This is a genomic window from Streptosporangium sp. NPDC051023 (assembly GCF_040689595.1).
GTDB lineage: Bacteria > Actinomycetota > Actinomycetes > Streptosporangiales > Streptosporangiaceae > Streptosporangium.
In genome coordinates this window covers 1-23,099 of the sequence record NZ_JBFBCE010000086.1, presented here as the reverse complement: position 1 = coordinate 23,099, position 23,099 = coordinate 1, and the positions used below count along the sequence as shown (strand labels likewise).

Sequence of the window (23,099 nt, the reverse complement as noted above, 5' to 3'; positions counted from 1 at the left end):
ACTGCCTTCAGCCGAGAAGGGTCTCCCCGATCCAGCCGTCAGGGGAGCAGCCCGGCGGGATGGCGAACACGGCCGAGCCGACGGGGGTCGTCCACTCGTTGAGCAGGTCGGCCTCCGCCAGCTTCCGCTGGACGGGGACGAACTGCCGGGCGATGTCGGCCTGGTAGGAGGCGAACAGCAGCCCGGAGTCCGGCTGTCCCTCGGGGGTGAGTCCCTCGTCGTAGTTGTAGACGCGGCGCAGGATCCGCATGCCGGGGTCCCGCACATGGGCTCTGCGGATGTGGGCGTACTCGGAGATGACCGGGAAGCCGAGCGCGTTGAGCCTGTCGAAGTCGGGCTCGTCGTGCTCGGCCTGCCCGGTCAGCGGGGCGCCGGTGTCCAGGCGGCGGCCGATGACGAACTCCTTGGCCACCCGGTCGGCGGCGTCCCACTTGTCCAGCCGCGCACGGATGCGCCGCAGCACCAGCGTGGTACCGCCGCGCAGCCACCCGGGGCCTTCGCCGACCCACACGGCCCGGTCGAAGTCGGGGGTGCCCGGCGCGGGGTTGACGGTGCCGTCGAGCTGACCCATGAGGTTGCGCTGGGTCGTGCCGGGGACCTGGGTCTGCGGGCTCCTGCGGAACCCCCGCTGGGTCCAGCGCACGCGGGCGAAGGCGCGGGCGTCCTTGACCGTCATGCGCAGGGCGTGGGCGACGGTGACGGCGTCGTCCGCGCAGATCTGCAGGAGCAGGTCGGCGCCGGTCCACCGCCGCTCCAGCTTGTCGATGACGAAGCCGGGCAGGGGCGCTATCGACGCGGGTCGCAGGTCCTCGACCCCGGCGGCGGTGAACAGGCCGGGACCGAAACCGAAGGTGACGGTCAGCCGGGCGGGGAGCACGGCGAGTTCGGGCTCGGTGTCGGCCAGCGCGGGCCTGCCCTCGGTGAGGCGGCGGGCGTCGTCGGTGAGCAGGCGCATCATCCGGACGATCGCCTCGCGTCCCGTGCCGGGCAGCAGGTCGAGGCCGACGAACACGGCGCTTGACTGCGGGGGCGTGGCGATCCCGGCCTGGTGGACGCCGTGGAAGGGCTCGCGGGCGGAGCCACCGGGAACCGGGGCCGCCGCGGCCAGAGGGGAGGGCGCGGCGGGGGCCTGAGCCGAGGTCTCCGCGGCGCCCCGGGGAGAGGCGTACGTGGCCAGCGCGCCGACCGCGCTCGCCGCGCCTCCCGCGAGCAGGCCCCTGCGGGTCAGCCGGGGCTGGCGCATCAGCCCTTGCCTCCGTCCGAGCCGTTGTCCCCGCCCATGTCCCCGCCCATGTCCCCGCTCGTGTTCCCGCCGTCCATGCCGGGCTGGTAGTCCTCCTTGCCGCCCGCGAAGTCCTTGCCGACCGCGGTGAACTCCAGGGTCCCGCCGTCCTTGAGGGTGAGGGTGAAGGGGATCTGCGCGCCCGGCTTCACCTCCTCCGCGACCCCCACGAGCATGATGTGGTCGCCGCCTGGCTGGAGCTGGTGCGTGCCGTGGGCCGGGATGACGAACCCGCCCGCCTTCGGACGCATGATCATCTTCCCCTTCGAGTCGACCACCTCGTGCAGCTCGATCCTCGGAGACAGCGGCGAGCTTCCCGAGACGACGGTCACCTCGGCGCCGGTGTTGTTGACCAGGGTGCCGAAGGCGGCGCTCATCCCCTTCTTCGCGGTCTTCACCCACGGGTCGGTGATCGTCAGCGCGGGACCGGTGGCCGAGGGGGCGGCGGAGGGAACGGTCGAGGGGGAGGCGGCGCCGGTGGCCGCCGCGGGACTGGCGACGGCGGCCGGTGCGGTCGCGCCCTGCGAGCCGCACCCGCTGAGCGCCATCACGGCCGCGGTCAGGATCGCGGCGGGGACGATGGGACGAGAGAACACGTTGATGCCTTTCCTCCGGCGGAGCCGGCAGGCCGCGGCGCAATGCCGCCTTGATGTGGCCATGCCGGACGGGCAGCCGGGATTGTCACGCTGGTTCGGTTCGCCGAGCGGCCGGGTGGCGGCGTCGGCGCGGGCCCGTGCACGCGGGCCAGGGGAGAACCTGGGCACGTGGGCCGGGGAGAAAAAGAGGAAACGCCTCCAAGACTTCGGGCGGGTCAGCGCCTCGTCATGCGAGGGCCGGCGCGACGCGCCCGGACGGTCAGCAGGAGGTGGCGGTGACGATCACGGGAGGGCCGCGCCTGCTCACGGCATGGCGAAGTACGGCCGAGCGCAGCGCCCTCGGCTCGATCGCGCGCGGGGTGAGGAACGAGGTGTAGGCCGGTGGTGCCACGTACACGACGAGCACGTGGCGCAGCCGTACGCCGAGCCGTCGCAGCAGCGTCCACAGCACGGCCTCGCCGCGCGCCAGCCACATCGAGGTCAGCCCGATGGCCCAGCCGTGCATGACCAGCATGCCCAGGCCGGGCACCAGTCCGGAGTGGACGTGCCCGAGGGCCGCAGAAGAGGACGCGGCGGGGGATGCGGCGTGCGCGAGGGAGAAAACCACGTGCAGCACGGCCTGCAGCCCGGCCATGAGCGGCAGGATCACCGCAAGCGTGCGCTCGCGCCCGGAAACGCAGAGGGCCGCGACGAACGCCAGCGCGAGGGCGAGGACCGCGCTTCGCGCGGAGACCGTCCCTCCGGTGAAGACATGCGCCGTCACGCTCAGTCCCAGGCAGACCGCGGCGAAGGCGGTGGCGCGGATGAGACGGAACGGCAGGGTCGCGGGCATGATGCGGCAATCATCGCACGCCGCCCCGGCGCCCGGTGATCGAGGAGGGGGCGGCGGGTGACCGCCGCCCCCAGGACCGTGCCGGAGGGTCACTCCTCGGCGGCGGGGGGATCGTCACGCCGTGGGGTCCTGGACCAGACGATCACCCCGATCACCGCCAGCGCGGCGAGGCCGCCCCAGATCCACCACGGGACGCCCGGTGAGGCGCCCCTGCCGTCCGCCACGGAGGTCGCCGACGGCGACGTCGTGGGCGGGGGCGGGGGCGGCGAGGAGACCTGAGCCGTGGGCGCCGTGGGTGCCGAGGCCGCGGAACCCGAAACGGTGAAGGGGATCTCGCCCTCGATGGGGTGGCCGTCGGAGGAGACCACCCGCCAGGCGATCACGTATCCGCCCGCGGGCAGCGGTCCCGCGACCTCGGCGGTCACCGTCGGCCCTTCGGCGACGGGCTTGCCGATCGCCGCCTGCGTGCCGTCCGCCTTTCGCAGGACGACGGTGGGGAACTGGACGTGGGCGCTGAATTCCAGCTCGATCCGTTCGATGGACGAGACCACGGCGCCCTGGGCCGGGGAACTGCTCTTCAGGCGGTCATGGGCGAGCGCGGCGGGTGCGGTGAGCAGGAGGAGAATCCCGCTGCACACCATCGCCAGGACCGTTCTGCGGATGAATCGCGGCAAATACGCCATCACGGACTCCATGGAGACTCCCGGATCGTGCTCCTGGCACGGCCGGGCAGGCCGGAAACGCTTCCCGGGGAGGGGAGCGCCTGGTCGCGGGGCACGTCGGCCGCCGGACCCCCAGGTCTCTCAGCCGACGCGCGCGGGCGCGGGCGGCCCACGCCTGCGCAGGACCGGTGAGGCCTCCCAGCCGTCGTAGGGGCGCACGTCCGAGGCGGGTACGGCTCGCGGAGCCGCCCCCGGCAGCCCGGTGACGGCGATGACGAACAGCCGGACCACCGGTATCCGCACGCCGTACAGGCGGATCATCAGCCAGAGCGCGCTCTCACCGCGCTGCAGCCACCACCCCGTCAGCAGGGCGACCGCGAGATGGACCGCCGTCATGCCCAGGCCGGGATGGCCGTGAAGGGGGGAGGGCGCCGGGTGCGGCGCGGGTGCGGCGCGGGTGAACAAATCGTGCAGCAGCGCCTGCGTGCCCGCGGTCGCGGGAAGCACGACCCCGGGACCGCGCTCACGCCCGTTGAGCGCGTAGGCGAGACAGAAGGCGATCACCCCGCCGAGAGCCCCCAGGAGCGGGGGCACCGGCCCGCCGCCGGCCAGGGCGTGGCCACCACCGGAGGCCACGAGACACAACGTCGCGAAGACGAGTGCTCGCGGCAGGCGGAGCGCTGACGCCACTGGGGCCACGATGCCATCCTGTCAGCCGGGTGATCCGCGGAGAAGACCGGGATGCCGCCCGAGGTGTTGCCTGAGGGAAGGCGCGGCTGGGCTAGCCTGAGGGCACGATGAACCGTTTGACGACGTCAAGAGGTGAGTTCGACCTCGCCCGTTTTCCCGAGAGTCCACGAGAGACGCTTCGCGCCTGGGACGCCGCCGATGAGTACCTCCTGCGGCACCTCGACGGAGGCGGCGGCGAGCCGGTCGACCTGTCCGGCACCGTGGTGGTGCTGGGCGACCGGTGGGGCACCCTGGTCACCGTGCTCGCCGGTCACCGGCCCGTGCAGATCACCGACTCCTTCCTCACCCAGCAGGCGACCCGGGCGAACCTGAGCCGCAACGGGGCCGACGCGGACGCGGTGCGGCTCCTGTCGACCAGGGACACGCCCCCGGACCGGATCGACGTGCTGCTGGTCAGGGTGCCCAAGAGCCTCGCGCTCCTGGAGGACCAGCTGCACCGCCTCGCGCCCCGCGTGCACGCGGGCACCGTCGTCGTCGGCACCGGGATGGTCACCGAGATCCACACCTCGACGCTGAGGCTGTTCGAGCGGATCCTCGGGCCGACCAGGACGTCCTTGGCGGAGAGGAAGGCGCGGCTCATCTTCTGCTCGCCGGATCCCCGGCCCGTCCCGGCCGCGAACCCGTGGCCGCTGAGCTACGCGCTGCCCGCCGACGTCGGAGTGGTCTCCGGCCTGACCGTCACCAACCACGCGGGGATCTTCTGCGCGGACCGCCTCGACGTCGGCACCAGGTTCTTCCTGAAGAACCTGCCGCGGCGCGGCGGCCCGGAGCGTGTCGTGGACCTGGGCTGCGGCAACGGGGTGATCGGCATGGCGGCGGCGCTGGCCAACGGCGAGGCCGAGGTGACGTTCGTCGACGAGTCCTACCAGGCGGTCGCCTCGGCGGAGGCCACGTTCCTGGCGAACGTCACGACGGCCGCCAAGGCGGAGTTCCTGGTGGGCGACGGCCTTTCCGGAGCGCCTGCCGGGTCGGTTGACCTGGTGCTGAACAACCCTCCGTTCCACACCCAGCGGACGACGAGTGACACGACGGCCTGGCGCATGTTCACCGGGTCGCGTGCCGCGCTGTGCCGCGGCGGCGAGCTGTGGGTGATCGGCAACCGGCATCTGGGATACCACGTGAAGCTGCGCAGGCTCTTCGGCAACTGCGAGGTCGTTGCGAGCGACCCGAAATTCGTCATCCTGCGGGCGGTCAAGAACTGACGACACCCCGCGGCCCGGGCTCAGGGGACGGCTCAGCGGGGATTTCCGTGACCCGCGTGGCTTCCGCGCGGTGGTGACGGCCCGTGAGGACCGCAGGGCCGGTGTGCTCCGTACGGCTCGCGCGGCAGCGGCCGCCGGTCAGAGGACCGGCGGCCGCCCGCACGTCTGCCGCCCCGGGTCAGCGGTTCCCGCGCACCTCCACTCTCTCCTTCCGGTACTTGCCGTCCGTGCCGTCCGGCCGGTAGCCCCGCTCCACGTTGCCCGCGATGTCGACGGAGAACCAGTGCACCTCGGTCGTCCTGTCGACCGTGATCTGCTGCGTTCCCTCGCGCACCCCAGAGGAGGTGAGCTTGCGGGAGCTCAGCGTCGGCCTGCTGCCGTCCAGCGTGTAGTAGATGTTCGCGGGCTCGTCGATCGTGAAGGTGAACGTGGTCGAGGCGTCGGTCCTGCCGGTCACCTTCAGCTTCGACTCGGGGCGCTCACGGTCCTCGGCGAACGCCCTGGCGGCCTCCAGGATGGAGATCTGGCCTCCGGAGAACTCCAGCGCCTCCTCGTGCCCCTCCGCGAACGGCGGCTGGAAGCCGACCGGCTGGAACTGCTTGGTCGCCGGGTCGTAGAGGTCGGCGCCGACCTCGAAGTCCCAGCCGATGATGCCGCGGTTGTACCAGTGCTCGTCCGCGCTGTTGCCCGCCGCCGAGTACAGCACGTCGGGAACAGGCCCGGTACGGCCCGGCCAGATCGCGGTGCCGCGCCGTTCCTGCACCGCGGAGAGGATGTTGCGGGAGGACTCCCAGAAGTAGTTCTCCGTACCCAGGTCGACCCGGGGCAGCACCTCGCGTCCCGCGGCCTTGTACGCGCCGGGAGGCCACATGAAGTAGCCGCCGTAGGAGTGCGTGTTCATCCCGAACCTGATGTTCGGGTACTGCCGGGTGAGCCAGACCTCGTTGCGCGCCTCGGGCTCGGACAGCTCGGCGGGACCGGCGAACACGGCGCTCGTGCAGTCCTGGGAGGCGCCGGTGTAGCCGTCGAACAGGGAGCCGACGGAGAAGTTGCGGTTCAGGTCGACGCCCCACGAGTTGCGTGAGGCCGGGTCCGCCGCCTTGGCCGGGCAGTGGTTGGTCATGTTCTTGCGCTGCATGTTGTAGTCGTAGAAGCTGTAGTGCGCGCCGTCGGGGTTGACCGTCGGCAGGACGAAGATGTCGAGGCCGTCGACCAGCTTCCTGGTCCGCTCGTCGCGGGCGTAGTTGCGCAGCAGCCGCTCCGCCGTCTCCACGCAGACCAGCGGGGTCACCCACTCGCGGGCGTGCTCCTGGCAGTAGAGGAACACGCCGACCTTCGAGCCGTCCCGCTTCCCGCCGATCCGTAGCGCCTTCACCTGGAACGGCTCGCGCGAGACGCTCTGTGGCGCCTTCAGGCCATCGGTCAGCCTCGTCGCCAGGGTCGCGGCGACCAGGCCGGTGCCCGCCTCGTCGCGGTAGGTGGCCGCGGTCAGCAACGCGGAGGCGGCAGCGTCGGCGTTGAGCGCGTCCACCACCTGGCGGGTGGTGCTGGCGACCGCACCGGACCCGTCCGTCGCCAGGTTGACCACCACGTCCTTGCCGCCGGTCGAGACGGTCAGCGGGGCCGAGGTGGCGTCAGGCTTGACCAGGGCCACGCTGACGTCGTTGCCGCCTTGCGAGCCGTACGCCTTCGAGGTCACGTAGAACGTGCCCGCGGGGACGGTGCCGAACTGCGCCTGCGCGGCCCTTCGGTAGCCGTTGGTCTTGTAGGGCAGGTCGATGACCTGCGCGATCCTGGGGAACTCCTTGGCCAGGGCGGTGATCCGCCCGGTGACCTCGGTCGGGTCCATGTAGTGGTCGACGAAGTCGGAGACGTAGTGCCTGCCGGGAGCCCTGCGCTTGGCCCCGAGCCACTTGGTCACCGGGACCGTGACCGAGCCGCCGCGGCTGCTCTTGATCGTGACCCTGGTCGGGGTCTCCGCCACCGGCAGCGGGTAGTCGAATCGGTGGTACATGTACTGGCCGGCGTCGGTGAACCGCGACATCGTCGCCGTGCCGCCCGAGTCGGGGGCGGTCCCCGGGCCGGAGTCCCAGGTGGCGGTGAGCACGGTCTCCGCGTCGGTCGCGGTCGACTTCACCTCGACCGACAGGAAGCGCCGGTTGTCGAGGCTGGTGAACCACTCGGCGCGCAGCGGGGTCAGTGTGTCGGTAGCCGCCGTTGCCGTGGCCGCGGCGGCCATCGCGGACCGCCGCTCGCTCTGGTTCGCCGCGAAGTCGCCCTGGTCGGAGATGGCGTCGCGCACGTCGAATCCTCGCGTGCGCAGCTCCTGTGTCTCCTTGGGGCTGAGTACGGCGTGCACCTCGATCCCGCCGTCGACGGGCTTGCGGTACTCCGCGAGGTCGACGCCCAGGGAGTTGAGGCGGTCGAGGCCCGCCTGGTCGGGGACGACGATCCGCAGCAGGGCGACCCCGTCCTGCGAGGTGCTCGGCTGTCGGTCGGGGGTGACCTCGCCGGGGGAGGGGTTTGCGAGAACCGGGGAAGCGCCGAGCGCCAGGACGACGGGCAGGACGAGCGCGGCCACGACGCGGCCGCTCCTCCTGCCGTTGAGAGAACTTCTCATGCGAGATTCCTCCAGTTGGCGTGCTCGGCCGAGTAGGGGGTGTCACGGAATGAGCACGCAATCGGAGAGAAATCTTGATCGATAAGATAATCTTCGTCAAGCCCCCCAGTTCGGAGGGCGTAGGGTTATATGATTCCCGTCGATTAAAAGTGAAATTTCATTATGTGTCGTTTGTAGTGCGTTATCTGGGGTGGCCTGGATGCCGGTGGCTGCGGGCTCTGAGGTGTGTGCGCTCGGCGGTTGGCCAGGTCGTCCGCTGTTTTCCCCTAGGTCAACGTCGCCCTTCGTTGGATTTTCCGGGATATGCGCCCTTGACTTATGGGTGCGCTCCCTCGTGGGGGAATGCGCGTCCCGGATGTCCTGGCCGGCCATGTGGCCCTGGGGCGGCCAGGCGTGGAACGCTGGGAAAACATGCCTTGTCAATTCTCCTGTCGGAGCGGGAGGTCGTTCACCGCGTCACGGGACCGTGTTCTCCTTGAGTTCCCCCTGGTCGGGGAAGCCGGAGGCGAGCAGCTTCGGTGACTCGGGGCGGCCATCGAGCACACGGTTGGTCCGGGTGGTGACCAGCCACCCCTGGGGGCCCCTGCGCAGCCGCCAGTGGTTGGCGGTGGCACGGCGCACCGTGAACCCGCCCTGCGGCCCGCCGTTCAGGATCATCAGCGAGTAGCAGACCGCGACCGCCTCGTCGCCGGTCACGGTGACCCGCGGCGTGCCGACGACGTGCGCGCATCCGCCGGAGATCCAGCCCTGGTGCGCGTCCGACCTGACCATGGCCGCGATCTCCGCACGCCCGTTCATCACCAGCTCGTCCACGTCGTAGACGCCGTCTCGCTCCCACAGTGCGGCGACGGCGTCCGCGCCGCCGCTGTCGACGAGCGGGCCGTAGGAGAGGATCAGGCGGGTGATCGCCAGCTCGTCCTCCACATGTCGCAGGCGCTTCTCGAGCCCCGCCAGCCGCTGCTCGATGTCGGTCATCCCATCCTCCGGAACGTCGGTCATCTCATCCTCGAAACGTCGGTCGCCTGCCTGGAGGCCGCCGGTCATCGGTCCTGGAACCGGACGCCCAGCCCGTCGCCCAGCGCGCGCAGCGCCTCGAGCTGCTCGCAGTAGTGGTCCGCCGAGCCCGCGGCCAGGCCGATCCCGGTCACCGTCGCGCCCGCCTCCCGCACGCGCAGCAGCGCGCGCTCGACCAGGTCCGGCGCGCCGATCGGGTCCAGCGCGCGCCCCGCGCTCAGCACGATCTCGAAGCCGTCCGGCAGGTCGGCCCCGCCGAGCATCTCCGCGAGCCTGTCGAGGGGAAGACCGAACGGGACCCAGCCGTCGCCGTGGGCCGCCGCCCTGCGCAGGGAGCGCCCTGTCCTGCCGCCGATCCACAGCGGCACCCGCGCCTGCTGCGCGTGCGGCTCGACCACGAGCCCGGAGAAGTCGTAGAACTCGCCGTGGAACTCCGGTGTCCGCTGGGACAGGCAGGCGCGCAGCGCGGCGATCGCCTCGTCCGCGCGGGCGCCGCGGTCCTCGAACCGCGCGCCGAGCAGCTCGAACTCCTCCTTGAGGCTGCCCACGCCCAGGCCGAGGACGAGCCGCCCGCCACTGACCCGGTCCAGGGTGCCGTAGCGCTTGGCGATCTCCAGGGGGTGGTGGTAGCCGAGCACGAGCACCTGTGTGGCCAGCCGGATTCGGGTGGTGCGCGCCGCGAGATAGCCGAACGTCGCCAGCGGGTCCCAGTAGACGCCGCCGCGCTCCCGGGCCACCGCGGCCGGGATGGCCACGTGCTCGCTGCAGGTCAGATGGTGGTAGCCGAGCCGGTCCGCGGTTTCGGCGATCCTCCCGAGCTCCTCGATCCCCGCCGTGCGTTCCCACTCCGAGTGCGCGCCCGGCAGCCGCACCACCACGGGACTGACGATCCCGATCTGCATCGGCACACCTCTCGTCACCTTGACCAAATCTTTGTAACCCTTCCTAGCCGGGCCTGAAGGCGCGCCGTACAAGGCGTCCCGCTGACCGGAACGGGGAGGTGGGAGGGTCCCGGATCACTCCAAATCTCATCCGAACCCTTCCGGGTGACCCATGTCGCTGCTACATTCCACGACAAGAATTCATTTCAGTTTTTGGCCGGGAGGGCTCAATGACCGTTCCCAGTTCTTCGCCGGAGCTGACCGCGCCCGCGCGTCGGGAACTGCCGCCGTCGATGGTTGAGCGGATGACCCTGATCATGGACGCGTTCGCGGGCCGTTCCACCAGGCTCACGCTGGAGGATGTCGCGCGCTGCACGCATCTGCCGCGCTCAACGGCACATCGGATTCTCGATCAGCTGGTGCGTCTCCGGTGGCTCGACCACACCTCGTTCGGCTACAGCCTGGGGCGGCGCGCGCTCGGGCTCGGTGGCAGCGACGGAAGCCATGGAGAGATCCGCGAGGCCGCGGCGCCGCTGCTGCACAACCTTCAGATCAGAACTGGAATGGTTGTTCACTTGGCGGTTCTCGACGGCACCGAGGTCTTCTACCTCGACAAGGTCGGCGGGCGGTTCGCCGCGTCCGTTCCCTCCCGGGTCGGCGGCCGGGCCCCGGCCCATTCGACGGCACTGGGCAAGGCGATGCTGGCCTGGCTCGAACCCGAGCAGGTCGACGCGCAGATCGGCGGAGCCATCAGCAGGCTGACCAACCGCACCATCGGCGAGATGGGCACCCTGCACCAGGAGCTGAACCGGATCAGGCAGCGCAGGGGACTGGCGTTCGAGCGGGGGGAGTGCTTCCCCAACATCGCCTGTGTCGCCGCGGCGATCCGCGGACACGAGGGGCCGGTGGCCGGCATCTCCCTGGTCGGCGACGCCAGGACACCGCTGGAGAAGGTAGCGCCGCTGGTGATCGACGCCGCGCGTCAGGCCTCGCTGGCCCTGTTCCCCGACCTGGAGGCACCGAGACGGTCCCGCTGGATGATGGCGGTGCCCGACCGCACGTGGTCCGCGGAGACCATGAACCGCCTCCTGGCGACCAGCCAGAACGGCGACTGGATGTGACCGTGCCCCGGAGGTCCCGGGGCGCGGCCACCTCAACCCCAGTGATCGCCCCATCCCCACAGGGGCGGCCCGTTGTGCGACTGCGCGGGTGGTTCGTCCTGGTCGATCCCGAACTGCCCGCGATAGAAGATCATCGGACGTTGTGCGGTGACCGTCTCCAGCTCCAGGACCCGGCCGATCACCACGTCGTGGTCGCCCGCGACGTGCACGTCGTAGACCTCGCAGTGGACCCGCAGGAGCACGTCGCGCAGGGCAGGGGTGCCCCACCGGGAGCTGTCCCATTCGAGCCCGTCGTACTTCTTCCCCTTGCTGGAGCCGAAGCGGCCGCAGATGTCGGTCTGCTCCTCGCTCAGCACGTTCACGCAGAAGTGCCCTGACTCGCGGATCCGCGGCCAGGTGCGGCCGTTGTGGTCGGCACAGAACAGCACCAGCGGCGGTTCCAGCGAAACCGAGGCGAACGCCTGGCAGGCGAAGCCGACCGCCTCCTCGTCGTGGGTGCCGGTGATCACGGTGACACCGCTGGCGAAGCTGCTCATCGCGCGTCTGAGTTCCTGCGGAGTCGGAGGAGCCACATCGACGGGGTCCGTCGCGAGGGCGGGCTCAGCGGTCATGGTTCACCTCGGATATCCGTGCGGCCGTAGCGTCGCGGCTGCTCAGGGGACGAACGTAAGGCGCGCGGCGTGCGCCGGTGGAGACCGGATCCCGTTGAGTGGAAGGCCTTGACGGCATCGGCGGGCCCGGTTCCCGGGCGCCGGCGGGACCGCCTCCGGTCTCGCTGATCGGGATCGTCACGGCGATCGTGAGGTCGCCCTGACTACGTTCCTACGAAGCTGACATTCCTATCGACTGAGGCGGACGATGACCACGGAGCTGAGCTACGAGTCGACGCTGCGCGAACTCCCCACAGACCAGGGCGTGCTGCGCTATCACGAGGCCGGGCAGGGGCCGCCCCTGCTGATGTTGCACGGTTCCGGTCCCGGCGTCACCGGCTGGCGGAACTTCCGGGGTAACCTCGCCGTCTTCGCCGAGCACTTCCGCTGCCTGGTCCTGGAGTTCCCCGGCTTCGGGGTCAGCGACCCGACGGGCGGCCACCCCATGGCCGACGCCTCCGCCGCGGTGGTCCGCTTCCTCGACGGCCTCGGCCTCCACCAGGTCGACGTGATCGGCAACTCCATGGGCGGCATCGTCGGCACCCAGGTCGCGATGAGCCACCCCGAGCGCGTCCGCAGGCTGGTCACCATCGGCGGGATCGGCAAGAACCTGCTGCTGCCGTCCCCGGCCGAGGGCATCAATCTCCTCGTGGAGTTCACCGAGGAGCCGACCCGCGAGGCGCTCGTCCAGTGGCTCAACTCCATGGTCTACGACCAGTCCCTGGTCACCGAGGAACTGATCGAGGAGCGCTGGGCGCAGGCCGTCGACCCGGCCACCCTCGCCAGCGCCCGCAAGATGTACGGCAGGGCCGCGCTCAACGCCCGCGCGGCCGCCGCGGCGGCGTCCGAGGCCGCGCCGTACTGGGCGATGCTGCACAAGGTCAAGGCCAGGACGCTGATCACCTGGGGCCGTGACGACCGGGTCAGCCCCGTCGACATGGCGCTGCTGCCGATGCGGACCATTCCCGAGGTCGAGTTGCACGTGTTCCCCAACTGCGGGCACTGGGTGATGATCGAGCAGAAGGCCGCCTGGGAGAGCGCTGTGCTGGCCTTCCTCACCCGTAAGGACGAGGCGTGAGCGCCGGGCAGGCCTGGGACGCCGAGTTCGACTTCGTCGTCGTCGGCAGCGGCGGAGGCGGCATGACCGCCGCGCTCACCGCGGCCGACAGCGGCCTCGAGACGCTGATCGTCGAGAAGGGCTCGATGTACGGCGGCACCACCGGCATCTCCGGCGGCGGCATCTGGATCCCCAACAACCCCACGCTGCGCGCCAAGGGCCACGACGACAGCCGCGAGTCCATCCGCCGTTACCTGGACCTGCTCACCGAGGGACGCGTCCCCGCGGCACGGCTCGACGCCTACGTCGACAACGGCCCGGCCGCGATGGAACTGCTCGGCAGGAGCAAGTGGATGCGCTTCTTCTGGACCAGGGGATACGCCGACTACCACCCCGAGCTCGAGGGCGGCCGTCCGCTCGGCAGGTCCGTCGAGGCGCTGCCGTTCGACACCCGCAAGCTCGGCGCCGACGAGAAGTACCAGCGCCCCAACAGCATGAAGGGCCCGCTGGGCCTGTGGATCACCGGCAAGGACTACCACGACCTGGCCATGGTCAAGCGCACCTGGCGCGGACGCTGGGCCTCGGTCGTGGCGGCGTGGCGGGTCTCCTCCAACGTGGTCCGCCGCCGCCACATGGCGACCGGCGGACGGTCCCTCGTCGCGCGGCTGCGGATGGCGCTCAAGGACGCGGGCATCCCGCTGTGGCTCAACACGACGATGACCGACCTCGTCGTCGGCGACGACGGTGCCGTCACCGGCGTCGTCGTCGAACGCGAGGGCAAGACTCTGCGGCTGCGCGGCAGGCGCGGCGTCCTGCTCGCGACCGGTGGCTTCGACCACAATCCCGAGATGCGCGCCCGCTACCTCCCCGAGGGCGGGCAGGCCGACTTCAGCATGGGCGCCAGGGAGAACACCGGCGACGGCATCCTGGCGGGTGAGCGGATCGGCGCCGCCCTCGACCTGATGGACGACGCGTGGTGGATGCCCGCGGTGCGCCATCCCGCGGGCGCCACCATCCCGCTGGTCTCCGAGCGGTGCATCCCCCCGTCGGTCATCGTGTCCGCGGCGGGACGGCGCTTCACCAACGAGTCCTCGCCGTATGTGAACTTCGTCCACGACCAGCTCGACGGCGACCACGTCCCCGCGTGGTTCGTGATGGACGCCAAGGCCCGCTCCCGCTACCCGTTCGCGCAGATCGTCCCGGGAATGCCGATCCCCAAGGAGTTCTACGAGCAGGGCCTGGCCTACAGAGCCGACACCGTCGCCGAGCTCGCCAAGAAGATCGGCGTCCCGGCCGACGCGCTGGCCGAGACCGTCGAACGGTTCAACGGGTTCGCCCGCGCGGGCAAGGACGAGGACTTCGGCCGCGGTGACAGCGCCTACGACCGCTACTACGGCGACCCCACACTGAGGAACCCGAACCTCGACGTGATCGACAAGGCGCCGTACTACGCGTTCCGCATCGAGGCCGGAGACCTCGGCACCAAGGGCGGCCTGGTCAGTGACGAGAGCAGCCGGGTGCTGCGCGGCGACGGATCGGTGATCGAGGGGCTGTACGCCACGGGCAACACCTCGGCGTCGGTCATGGGCAACGAGTACGCCGGTCCGGGCGCGACCATCGGCCCCTCGATCGTCTTCGGCTACATCGCCGCCAGGCACGCCGCCGCGGGCTCCGGCTCGTCCCGCCCGTCCGGTCAGAGCGGGCGCCCCGTACAGTCCCGGCCCGCCTGACGGCCCGCAGATCCAGGAGACAACCGTGACGCAGCCGAAATCCCTCAAGGTGCGCGTCGTCGAGGTCGTCCGCGAGACCGCGGACGCGCACTCGCTCGTGCTCGAACCCGCAGAGGGGGACCGCGACCGGTTCGGCTACCGGCCGGGCCAGTTCCTCACGATCCGGGTGCCGACCACCCGGCCTGGCGGGGCCGCGCGCTGCTACTCCCTGTGCAGCTCCCCGATCCGCGACGAGAAGCTCAAGGTGACCGTCAAACGCACCCGGGGAGGCTACGGCTCCAACTGGATCTGCGACAACGTCACCGAGGGCGACGTGCTGGAGGTGCTGAGACCCTCCGGCACCTTCACCCCGGCGACGCTCGACGAGGACCTGCTGCTCATGGCGGGAGGCAGTGGCATCACGCCGGTCATGTCGATCCTGAAGTCCTGCCTGTACGCGGGGACCGGCGCCGTCACCCTGGTTTACGCGAACCGGGACGAGAACTCGGTGATTTTCCGGGACGAACTGATCGCGCTGACCAGGGAACACGGTGAGCGGCTGACCGTCCTGCACTGGCTCGAGTCCGTACAGGGCCTGCCGGTGGTGGAAGGGCTTCGTGCCCTGGCCCGGCCGTACACGGAACGGCAGGCCTTCGTCTGTGGTCCCGGCCCGTTCATGGACCTCGCGGTCGCCACGCTCACCGGTCTCGGCGTGCCGCCCGAGCGGGTGCACGTCGAGCGGTTCTCCTCGCTCGCCGCCGACCCGTTCGCCGACTCCGAGGTCGTCCTCGACACCTCGGCCGGGGTCAGCACGGTCGAGGTCGAGCTCGACGGCGAGACGACGACCGTTTCCTGGCCCAGGGGCAACCATCTGCTCGACGCGCTCCTCGCCGCCGGGCTGGACGCGCCGTTCTCCTGCCGGGAGGGGGCGTGCAGCGCGTGTGCCTGTGTCCTCGTCGAGGGCGAGGTCACGATGGACAACAACGAGGTCCTCGACAGGCAGGACATCGCCGACGGCCTCATCCTCGCCTGCCAGGCGATCCCGGTCAGCGAACGGCTCAGGATCACCTACGACGGCTGACCCTCAGGGGGCCAGAGGAGGACTCCCACTGAGCGGGAGACGCCCACCCCCCGACGAGGCGTCGTTGAAATCTTTGACTCGGGAGCCCCGCAGGCCAGAGCACGGCGCGACCCGGCCAGGCACCGGGCCCCGCAACACCCTCGCGCCGAGGCCGCCGGACTCGGCTCCGCGACCGCCCGATTCGAATGAGGTTGACAAGTGACCAAGGCGACCGCCGCGATCGTCGGTTCGGGAAACATCGGGACCGACCTGATGTACAAGCTGCTCCGCTCAGAGGCCATCGAGCCGCGCTGGATGATCGGCGTCGACCCCGACAGCCCCGGCCTGAAGCGGGCAGCCTCGGAGGGCATGGTCGTCTCCGCGGAGGGCGTCGACTGGCTGCTCGCCCAGGACGAGCTTCCCGACCTCGTCTTCGAGGCCACCTCCGCCTACGTGCACAGGGCGAACGCTCCCAGGTACCGGGAGCTCGGCATCCAGGCCGTCGACCTGACACCCGCGGCGATCGGACCCGCGGTCGTGCCCGCGGTCAACCTCGGCGCCCATCTGGACGCGCCGAACGTCAGCCTGATCACCTGCGGCGGGCAGGCGACCATCCCGATGGTCCACGCCGTCTCCCGGATCACCGAGGTGGCCTACGCCGAGATCGTCGCCAGCGTCGCCTCGCCGTCCGCGGGTCCCGGGACGCGGGCCAACATCGACGAGTTCACCAAGACCACCAGCCGCGGCATCGAGACGATCGGCGGCGCCGCGCGCGGCAAGGCGATCATCATCCTTAACCCGGCCGAGCCGCCGATGCTCATGCAGGACACGGTGTTCTGCGCGATCCCCGAGGACGCCGACCGGGACGCGATCGCAGCCTCGATCATGGACGTCGTCGCCGACGTGGCCTCCTATGTGCCCGGTTACCGGCTGCGCGCCGAACCCCAGTTCGACGACCCGACGCCGGTGAGCGGCGGGCTCGCCAGGGTCGCCGTCTTCCTGGAGGTCGAGGGCGCGGGCGACTTCCTCCCGCCGTACTCCGGCAACCTCGACATCATGACCGCCGCCGCCACCAAGGTCGGCGAGGGCTTCGCGCAGCGCGTCGTCTCCGAGCGCGTTTCCTCTTAGTCACAAGGAGATCCACCCATGCCCCACGGCGCCGACCTGGACATCCGGGTCACCGACTCGTCGTTGCGTGACGGCTCGCACGCCAAGCAGCACCAGTTCACCGTCGAGCACGTCCGCGCCATCGTCGGCGCTCTCGACGACGCCGGAGTGCCGGTCATCGAGGTCACCCACGGGGACGGGCTCGGCGGCTCCTCGTTCAACTACGGGTTCAGCCACACCCCGGAGCAGGAGTTGATCAAAGCCGCGGTCGAGACCGCGAAGCAGGCGAAGATCGCCTTCCTCATGCTGCCGGGTCTCGGAGTCCAGGACGACATCCGCGAGGCCGCGGACAACGGCGCAAGCATCTGCCGGATCGCCACGCACTGCACCGAGGCGGACATCTCCGCCCAGCACTTCGGGCTGGCCAGGGACCTCGGCCTGGAGACCGTCGGGTTCCTGATGATGTCGCACACCCAGCCGCCGGAGGTTCTCGCGAAGCAGGCGCGGATCATGGCGGACGCGGGCTGCCAGTGCGTCTACGTCGTCGACTCCGCCGGTGCGCTGATCATGGAGCAGACCTCGGACCGCATCTCCGCCCTGGTCGCCGAGCTGGGGCAGGACGCCCAGGTCGGCTTCCACGGCCACGAGAACCTCGGCCTCGGCGTCGCCAACTCCGTCCTCGCGGTCAGAGCGGGCGCCCTCCAGATCGACGGCTCGACCCGCAGGTTCGGGGCGGGCGCGGGCAACACCCCCGTCGAGGGGTTCGTCGCGGTCGCGGAGAAGCTCGGCATCCACACCGGCATCGACACCCTGAAGATCATCGACGCCGCCGAGGACGTCGTGCGGCCGATCATGGACGGCGAGTGCCTGCTCGACAGGCTGTCGCTGACCATGGGCTACGCGGGCGTCTACTCCAGCTTCCTCAAGCACGCCGACCGGCAGGCCAGGAGGTACGGCGTCTCCGGCGCCGAGATCCTCATCGAGGCCGGGCGCCGCAAGCTCGTCGGCGGCCAGGAGGACCAGCTCATCGAAATCGCAGTCGCCCTCGCGGGGAAGGGACAGCAGCCATGACCAACCGGGTACTCGACACGATCACGGAGCGCGCCGAGGAGATCAGCACGCTGGCTCCCTCGAACGAGGCGCTCGGCAGGCTCGACGACCAGGCGGCCAAGGTGTTGCGCGAGGCCGGGGCGATCAGGATGCTCCAGCCCGCCGCCCACGGCGGTCTCGAGGTCCACCCCAGGGAGTTCGCCGAGACGGTGATGAAGATCGCCAGCCTTGACGGCTCGACCGGCTGGGTCGCGGGCATCGTCGGGGTGCACCCGTGGGAGATGGCCTTCGCCGACCCGAAGGTGCAACAGGAGATCTGGGGGGAGGACCAGGACACCTGGATCGCCTCGCCGTACGCGCCGATGGGGGTCGCCCGTCCCGTCGACGGAGGCTACGTCTTCAACGGGCGCTGGCAGTTCTCCTCCGGCACCGACCACTGCGACTGGATCTTCCTGGGCGGCTTCCTCGGCGACGACGAGGGCAGGCCGGTCCAGCCGCCCGTCTCGCTGCACCTCATCCTGCCGCGCTCGGACTACGAGATCGTCGAGGACACCTGGAACGTGGTCGGGCTGCGCGGCACCGGCAGCAAGGACATCGTCGTCAAGGACGCCTTCGTCCCGGCCTACCGGACCCTCCTGTACTCCAAGGTCGTCGACGGCAGCGCGCAGCGCGAGGCGGGACTGGCCGACCCGGGCTACCTCCTGCCCTTCTCCTGCGCCTTCCCGCTCGGCATCACCTCCGCGGTGATCGGCATCGCCGAGGGCGCCCTGGCCCACCACCTGGCCTACCAGCGGACACGGGTCCAGGTCACCGGCACGAAGATCAAGGACGATCCGTACGTGCTCTACGCGATCAGCGAGGCCGCCGCGGACATCGAGGCCTCGCGGGCGGCGCTGCTCGACAACGTCTCGCGGATGTACGACGCCGTCGCCTCCGGACGGGAGATCACCTTCGACGAGCGCGCCAGAGGCCGCCGCGTCCAGGTCCAGGCGGCCTGGCGGGCCGTGCGGGCGGTCGACGAGATCGTGGCGCGTTCGGGAGGCAACGCGATGCGCGTGGACAACCCCATCCAGCGCTTCTGGCGGGACGCCCACATGGGTCTGGCGCACGCGATCCACGTGCCCGGCTCCGTCTTCCACGCCTCCGCCCTGACGCAGCTGGACATCGAGCCCCCGCAGGGCCCCATGCGCTCGATGATCTAGAACCCGGTCGCAGGAAACCCGCCAACGAACGAATGGGTGGAGAAAATGACGCAGATCCGTGGACTCGGCTACCTGAGGGTCCAGACGCGTGACGTCGCGCGCTGGCGCGAACTGGTGATCGACGCCCTCGGCTTCGCCGAGGGCTCGGGACCGGACCCCGAAGGGCTCTACCTTCGCATGGACGAACGCCGGGCACGGCTCGTCGTGCTGCCCGGCGACACCGACCGTGTCCTCGCCGTCGGCTGGGAGGTCCGCGACCAGTTCGCGCTCGCCGCCGTCGGCAGGGCCGTCGAGGCGTCGGGCACGGCGGTCAAGGTGCTCTCCGAGCATGAGTCCGCAGAACGCGACGCCGAGCGGGTGATCGCCTTCGACGACCCGTCCGGCACCCCTGTCGAGGTCTTCTTCGCCCCCGTCCTCGACCACAGCCCGGTGCTCACCGGCATGGGTCAGCGCTTCGTCACCGGAGAGCAGGGAATGGGCCACGTGGTGCTGCCCACCACCTCCATGGAGGAGACCGTCTCCTTCTACACCGAGGTGCTCGGCTTTCTGCCCCGCGGGGCCATCCGGCTCGGCGGCGGAAAGGGGGACGGGCCCGCCAGGCGCGTGCGCTTCATGGGTGTCAACCGGCGTCACCACAGCCTCGCGGTCTGCCCCGCCCCGCACGGCGGCGACCCGGGCCTGGTGCACCTCATGGTCGAGGTCGACAGCCTCGACGCCGTCGGCCGGGCGCTGGACAACGTGCGCAGGCTCGGCTTCTCCGTCTCCTCGACACTGGGCAGGCACACCAACGACAAGATGGTCTCCTTCTACGTCCGGGCTCCCGGCGGCTGGGACCTGGAGTACGGCACCGAGGGCATGCTCGTCGACGAGACGCACTACACCGCGGAGGAGATCACCGCCGACAGCTACTGGGGTCACGACTGGTCAGGCTCCGAGCCGCTGGCCGCCTTCACCCCATCCACGGCGTCATGAGGCCGGTCGAACCGGTCGCCGCCTCGCTCACCGGCTACGACCACGAATGCGACGTCCTCGTCGTCGGGTTCGGCTGCGCGGGAGCGGCCGCGGCCTACGAGGCGGCCGTCGCGGGGGCGAAGGTCCTCATGCTCGACCGCGCGGGTGGCCCAGGAGGATCCTCGGCGCTGTCGGGCGGCGAGCTCTACCTCGGCGGCGGCACGTCGGTGCAGAAGGCCTGCGGCTTCGACGACACCCCCGACGAGATGTTCGCCTACCTCAGGGCGGCGCTCGGCCCGCACGCGGACGAGGAGAAGCTGCGCCTGTACTGCGACGGCAGCGTCGAGCACTTCCAGTGGTTTCGCGACCGGGGGCTGACCTTCAACGAGCGCCTCTACGACGCGCCGAGCTGGATGCCGCCGACGGACGACGGCCTGATGTGGCTGGGGGAGAACGCCTGGCCGTACAACACCGTCGCCAAGCCCGCCCCCCGGGGTCACCGGCCGGCCGCCGAGAACTTCGGCGGCTGGCTGATCATGGAGAAGCTCGTCGAGGCCGCCACGTCCGCCGGGGCCGTCACCCACCCCGACACCCTTGCCACCAACCTGGTGGTCGACGGTAAGGGACGCGTCGTCGGCGTGGTGGCGCGGCGGTACGGCACGCGGGTGACCTACCGCGCGCGCAAGGCGGTCATCCTCACCACCGGTGGCTTCGTCGACTCCGAGGAGATGCTCGAGCAGCACGCCCCGGTGCTCCTGGGGCACGGCAAGGTCAGCGACGGTCTCGACGACGGCGGCGGCATCAGGATGGCGGCCGCGATCGGCGCCGCGACCCGGCGTATGTCGGTCGTCGAGATCGCGCTGACCGTGCTGCCCGCGATGATCACGCGGGGCATGCTCGTCAACGCCCACGGGCAGCGCTTCATCAACGAGGACGTCTACCCGGGCCTGGTCAGTGTCGCCGCCGTGCAGCACCAGCCGGGACCGTACTGGGCGATCATCGACGAGGAGGGCTACGAGGACATTCCCGCGGGAGACCTGTGGGGAGTTCATCCCGAGCACGTCGCGGAGACGCTCGCCGAGCTTGAGGACGCGCTCGGCATGCCTCCCGGGGCGCTCGAATCGACGGTCGCCACCTACAACCGCCATGCGGAGCAGGGCGAGGACCCCTACTTCCACAAGGACGCCAAGTGGCTGCGGCCGCTCAAGGGGCCCTTCGCGGCGATCGACCCGCGTCTGGGCTTCAACACCGGTAGCAGGGAGAGCGCGGGCGCGGGCACGGGCGTCGCGGGCTTCACCCTCGGCGGTCTGCACACCACGATCGACGGAGTCGTGCTCAACCTGTCCGGCGAGCCGATCCTCGGCCTGTACGCCGCGGGCAGGGCCAGCTCGGGCATACACGGCGAGGGCTACATCAGCGGGACGTCACTGGGTGACGGCACGTTCTTCGGCCGCAGGGCGGGCCGGGCCGCAGCACACGAGACCGGCCTCTCCCCGCTCCAGGTCCCCGTTCGGTGAACTCCTGAGGATTCGGCTCCTGAGCGACGTCACCGGCGGAGGCTCGCCGGGACGTCGCACCGTCGGGCGGCCCGCGCGGGAGGGATCAGCGGTCGCTCCACTTGATCTCGTAAGGCTTGAGGGTGAACTTCCTACCGTCCACGGTCGTGGTGACCTGCCCGTCGGTGGTGTTGACCATCACCAGTCGCTGAGGCTGCGCCAGCACCCGTACTCCGGGGTCGGAGGAGGCGACGTCCTGCAGCTCGGCTCCGGCGGGGAACCACCTGGCGAAGTCGCTCATCAGGCGGCCGGTCGGCAGCTCGGCACCGGTCTGCGGGGCCCACATACAGGCCTGGCAGGCTCCCCCCTTGGTTTGCGGATTCCAGTAAAGCGCCGTGGTGGCGCCGCTCCTGGCGAACTCGATCATCGAGGCGGCCTGGACGGCGAGCCGCATGGTCTCGGGCCACGTGGTGCCGTCCTCGGGGACGAAGTACCACTCCGACCACCAGATCGGCAGGTCGCCGGTCCTGTCGCGCAGCCAGGTGGTGACCGCGCTGAACTTGCTCAGCGCCCCGAACGCGTCGGGCAGCAACTCGTGGGCGTCGGTCGGTGAGGCGCCGTCGACCACGATGAAGTCGGCGCCTTTCTTGTTCTTGAACCAGTACTCGAAGGCGTCAAGGGCGTTCTGGTTGACGACTCCCCACGGACCCCGCAGCTCGGACTCGCCGGTCTTGTTGCTGTCGAAGCCGATGTAGGGTCCGCCGATCTTGGCGTCCGGCCTGACGGCCTTCACCGCGTCGTAGACCTTGTTGTAGAGCTCGGTGTAGCCCTTGAAGTCCGCGGGCTGGGAGTGGTCTTTCCAGAAACCCTTGAGCTCGTTCCAGACCATGAAGTACTTGACGTCGCGGTACCTCGAGGCGACGGCCGCCGCCAGCTTGGCGAAGTCGTCGAAGTGCTCGGGGTAAGGGGCGTCCTCCAGGTGCTCGGCCCAGGCCGACTCCTCGGTCGGGCCTTCGGGACCGCCCTTCATCCAGTCAGGGGCGCAGCAGAGCGTGATGACCTGTGTGCCGCCGGACTGCTTCATGAGGTTCGTCCGGCTGTCGAGGTCCTCCCAGAAGAACTCCTGCGGGCGGGGTTCCGGGTTGAGCGCTCCGAACCCCATGATGTGCTGGTTCTGCAGCATTGGGGTCTGGGCGAGCCGCTGGGACACGTCCTGCTCGAAGCGCTCGGTGACATTGTTGGCGCTGACCCCCGCGTGAGTGAATCCCCAGCGAGGCCATGCGGGGTCCACCGTGGGTGGTTTCCGGATTTTGGTGTCGGACGCTCCCTTTGACGGAGCAGCGGATGACGGAGCAGCGGACTGCCGCGTGGCGGGAGCCGCCTGGCCCGCGGTGGTGCCGAAGGAACAGCTCGCCATGACCAGCATGGTCGCGACGACCCCCGCTGCTGAGGCGATCGCTCGACCAGGGCGTCGCCACGCCGACCCTGTGTTACCCGATGACACCGTGATCCCCACCCGATTCTCACTGTTCGTTTTGCTCAGAGCGTTCCATGGGCGAGGCAAAAGAGGCGAATTAAGAGGATGGTTCACAGACAAGTGTTATGGCCGACTCGGCCCGACCTGTTGAGCCTCGCGGCCTGCCCGCCCGGCGGATCGAAGCCGTGCGCGGACACGCTCCGAATCCCCCCGAAGCCCCCCGAATCCCGAGGCGCGCCAGGGCGATCAGCCGTTTCGCGCCCGTTCTTAAAACCGGAGTTCAAGTGTTGGCGGAGTTCACCGGAACGTGCCGACAATCGATGGAGACGTCACCGAGCCCGTCCTCAAGGTCATCCGGATGGCCGGGCTCGACCACGGCT

The 23,099-nt window shown here is 70.4% G+C and carries 20 protein-coding genes; 10 read left to right on the top strand and 10 right to left on the bottom strand.

The window, feature by feature from the left end; all coding sequences use genetic code 11:
• Positions 1–7 precede the first annotated feature (7 nt).
• The 5 genes from AB0395_RS38305 to AB0395_RS38285 form a co-directional block, all read right to left on the bottom strand.
• Complete coding sequence (locus AB0395_RS38305; RefSeq protein WP_366289919.1) at positions 8–1,243, bottom strand: Dyp-type peroxidase; 1,236 nt, start codon at positions 1,241–1,243, stop codon at positions 8–10.
• Positions 1,243–1,878 carry a copper chaperone PCu(A)C gene (locus AB0395_RS38300; RefSeq protein ID WP_366289916.1) on the bottom strand — a complete coding sequence of 212 codons (636 nt, stop codon included), beginning with the start codon at positions 1,876–1,878 and terminating at the stop codon, positions 1,243–1,245. The genes AB0395_RS38305 and AB0395_RS38300 overlap by 1 nt, the downstream gene beginning before the upstream one ends.
• A gap of 259 nt (positions 1,879–2,137) precedes the next feature.
• Positions 2,138–2,710 carry an MFS transporter gene (locus AB0395_RS38295; RefSeq protein WP_366289913.1) on the bottom strand — a complete coding sequence of 191 codons (573 nt, stop codon included), beginning with the start codon at positions 2,708–2,710 and terminating at the stop codon, positions 2,138–2,140.
• 89 nt (positions 2,711–2,799) lie between these two features.
• Positions 2,800–3,393 (bottom strand): copper resistance CopC family protein, encoded by a 594-nt coding sequence (locus AB0395_RS38290; RefSeq protein ID WP_366289910.1) that lies wholly within the window; start codon positions 3,391–3,393, stop codon positions 2,800–2,802.
• Positions 3,394–3,513: 120 nt separating this feature from the next.
• Positions 3,514–4,062, bottom strand: a complete 549-nt coding sequence (locus tag AB0395_RS38285) for a hypothetical protein (protein WP_366289907.1) — start codon at positions 4,060–4,062, stop codon at positions 3,514–3,516.
• A 107-nt stretch (positions 4,063–4,169) separates the two neighbouring features.
• Here AB0395_RS38285 and AB0395_RS38280 point away from each other — a divergent pair, with 107 nt between their 5' ends.
• A complete protein-coding gene (locus tag AB0395_RS38280; protein WP_366289904.1) occupies positions 4,170–5,324 on the top strand; it encodes a methyltransferase in 1,155 nt (384 codons plus the stop codon).
• Positions 5,325–5,502: 178 nt separating this feature from the next.
• Here the strand turns inward: AB0395_RS38280 and AB0395_RS38275 are convergent, their stop codons facing one another.
• The 3 genes from AB0395_RS38275 to AB0395_RS38265 all read right to left on the bottom strand — a co-directional run bounded on the left by AB0395_RS38275 (position 5,503) and on the right by AB0395_RS38265 (position 9,860).
• A complete protein-coding gene (locus tag AB0395_RS38275) occupies positions 5,503–7,944 on the bottom strand; it encodes a M14 family zinc carboxypeptidase (protein ID WP_366289901.1) in 2,442 nt (813 codons plus the stop codon).
• A gap of 456 nt (positions 7,945–8,400) precedes the next feature.
• A complete protein-coding gene (locus AB0395_RS38270; RefSeq protein WP_366289899.1) occupies positions 8,401–8,943 on the bottom strand; it encodes a nuclear transport factor 2 family protein in 543 nt (180 codons plus the stop codon).
• A gap of 41 nt (positions 8,944–8,984) precedes the next feature.
• On the bottom strand, positions 8,985–9,860 hold the full coding sequence (locus AB0395_RS38265) for an LLM class F420-dependent oxidoreductase (RefSeq protein WP_366289897.1): 876 nt from the start codon (positions 9,858–9,860) through the stop codon (positions 8,985–8,987).
• 209 nt (positions 9,861–10,069) lie between these two features.
• On the opposite strand from AB0395_RS38265, the gene AB0395_RS38260 reads away from it, so the two are divergent.
• Positions 10,070–10,960 carry an IclR family transcriptional regulator gene (locus AB0395_RS38260; RefSeq protein ID WP_366289895.1) on the top strand — a complete coding sequence of 297 codons (891 nt, stop codon included), beginning with the start codon at positions 10,070–10,072 and terminating at the stop codon, positions 10,958–10,960.
• Between the two features lie 32 nt (positions 10,961–10,992).
• On the opposite strand, the gene AB0395_RS38255 is transcribed toward AB0395_RS38260, so the two are convergent.
• Positions 10,993–11,571 carry a flavin reductase family protein gene (locus tag AB0395_RS38255; RefSeq protein WP_366289892.1) on the bottom strand — a complete coding sequence of 193 codons (579 nt, stop codon included), beginning with the start codon at positions 11,569–11,571 and terminating at the stop codon, positions 10,993–10,995.
• Between the two features lie 247 nt (positions 11,572–11,818).
• Between AB0395_RS38255 and AB0395_RS38250 the strand changes: the two genes are divergently transcribed.
• From AB0395_RS38250 to AB0395_RS38215, 8 genes are all read left to right on the top strand, one after another.
• Entirely contained in the window at positions 11,819–12,688 is an 870-nt protein-coding gene (locus tag AB0395_RS38250) for an alpha/beta fold hydrolase (protein WP_366289889.1), read from the top strand.
• Positions 12,685–14,397, top strand: coding sequence for an FAD-binding protein (locus tag AB0395_RS38245; RefSeq protein ID WP_366289886.1), 1,713 nt, complete (start codon positions 12,685–12,687; stop codon positions 14,395–14,397). The genes AB0395_RS38250 and AB0395_RS38245 overlap by 4 nt, the downstream gene beginning before the upstream one ends.
• Before the next feature lie 25 nt (positions 14,398–14,422).
• Positions 14,423–15,457, top strand: a complete 1,035-nt coding sequence (locus tag AB0395_RS38240; protein WP_366289883.1) for a ferredoxin--NADP reductase — start codon at positions 14,423–14,425, stop codon at positions 15,455–15,457.
• Between the two features lie 198 nt (positions 15,458–15,655).
• The gene (locus AB0395_RS38235) at positions 15,656–16,564 is read left to right on the top strand and encodes an acetaldehyde dehydrogenase (acetylating) (RefSeq protein ID WP_366289880.1); all 909 of its coding nucleotides are present in this window, start codon (positions 15,656–15,658) and stop codon (positions 16,562–16,564) included.
• Between the two features lie 18 nt (positions 16,565–16,582).
• A complete protein-coding gene (gene dmpG / locus AB0395_RS38230) occupies positions 16,583–17,614 on the top strand; it encodes a 4-hydroxy-2-oxovalerate aldolase (RefSeq protein ID WP_366289877.1) in 1,032 nt (343 codons plus the stop codon).
• Positions 17,611–18,795 (top strand): acyl-CoA dehydrogenase family protein, encoded by a 1,185-nt coding sequence (locus AB0395_RS38225; protein ID WP_366289875.1) that lies wholly within the window; start codon positions 17,611–17,613, stop codon positions 18,793–18,795. The genes dmpG and AB0395_RS38225 overlap by 4 nt, the downstream gene beginning before the upstream one ends.
• Positions 18,796–18,840: 45 nt before the next feature.
• On the top strand, positions 18,841–19,767 hold the full coding sequence (locus AB0395_RS38220; protein WP_366289872.1) for a VOC family protein: 927 nt from the start codon (positions 18,841–18,843) through the stop codon (positions 19,765–19,767).
• The gene (locus tag AB0395_RS38215; RefSeq protein WP_366289870.1) at positions 19,764–21,263 is read left to right on the top strand and encodes an FAD-dependent oxidoreductase; all 1,500 of its coding nucleotides are present in this window, start codon (positions 19,764–19,766) and stop codon (positions 21,261–21,263) included. The genes AB0395_RS38220 and AB0395_RS38215 overlap by 4 nt, the downstream gene beginning before the upstream one ends.
• An 85-nt stretch (positions 21,264–21,348) precedes the next feature.
• Here AB0395_RS38215 and AB0395_RS38210 read toward each other — a convergent pair whose 3' ends face one another.
• Positions 21,349–22,533, bottom strand: a complete 1,185-nt coding sequence (locus tag AB0395_RS38210) for a xylan 1,4-beta-xylosidase (RefSeq protein WP_366289867.1) — start codon at positions 22,531–22,533, stop codon at positions 21,349–21,351.
• Positions 22,534–23,099: the final 566 nt, after the last annotated feature.

What these genes read in the sequence shown, in the direction of transcription:
- AB0395_RS38290 (WP_366289910.1), bottom strand. Translation starts at nt 3,393, where the DNA reads ATGGCGTATTTGCCGCGATTCATCCGCAGAACGGTCCTGGCGATGGTG.
- dmpG (WP_366289877.1), top strand. Translation starts at nt 16,583, where the DNA reads ATGCCCCACGGCGCCGACCTGGACATCCGGGTCACCGACTCGTCGTTG.
- AB0395_RS38265 (WP_366289897.1), bottom strand. Translation starts at nt 9,860, where the DNA reads ATGCAGATCGGGATCGTCAGTCCCGTGGTGGTGCGGCTGCCGGGCGCG.
- AB0395_RS38225 (WP_366289875.1), top strand. Translation starts at nt 17,611, where the DNA reads ATGACCAACCGGGTACTCGACACGATCACGGAGCGCGCCGAGGAGATC.
- AB0395_RS38270 (WP_366289899.1), bottom strand. Translation starts at nt 8,943, where the DNA reads ATGACCGACGTTCCGGAGGATGGGATGACCGACATCGAGCAGCGGCTG.
- AB0395_RS38260 (WP_366289895.1), top strand. Translation starts at nt 10,070, where the DNA reads ATGACCGTTCCCAGTTCTTCGCCGGAGCTGACCGCGCCCGCGCGTCGG.
- AB0395_RS38220 (WP_366289872.1), top strand. Translation starts at nt 18,841, where the DNA reads ATGACGCAGATCCGTGGACTCGGCTACCTGAGGGTCCAGACGCGTGAC.
- AB0395_RS38255 (WP_366289892.1), bottom strand. Translation starts at nt 11,571, where the DNA reads ATGACCGCTGAGCCCGCCCTCGCGACGGACCCCGTCGATGTGGCTCCT.
- AB0395_RS38215 (WP_366289870.1), top strand. Translation starts at nt 19,764, where the DNA reads ATGAGGCCGGTCGAACCGGTCGCCGCCTCGCTCACCGGCTACGACCAC.
- AB0395_RS38295 (WP_366289913.1), bottom strand. Translation starts at nt 2,710, where the DNA reads ATGCCCGCGACCCTGCCGTTCCGTCTCATCCGCGCCACCGCCTTCGCC.
- AB0395_RS38280 (WP_366289904.1), top strand. Translation starts at nt 4,170, where the DNA reads ATGAACCGTTTGACGACGTCAAGAGGTGAGTTCGACCTCGCCCGTTTT.
- AB0395_RS38275 (WP_366289901.1), bottom strand. Translation starts at nt 7,944, where the DNA reads ATGAGAAGTTCTCTCAACGGCAGGAGGAGCGGCCGCGTCGTGGCCGCG.
- AB0395_RS38305 (WP_366289919.1), bottom strand. Translation starts at nt 1,243, where the DNA reads ATGCGCCAGCCCCGGCTGACCCGCAGGGGCCTGCTCGCGGGAGGCGCG.
- AB0395_RS38250 (WP_366289889.1), top strand. Translation starts at nt 11,819, where the DNA reads ATGACCACGGAGCTGAGCTACGAGTCGACGCTGCGCGAACTCCCCACA.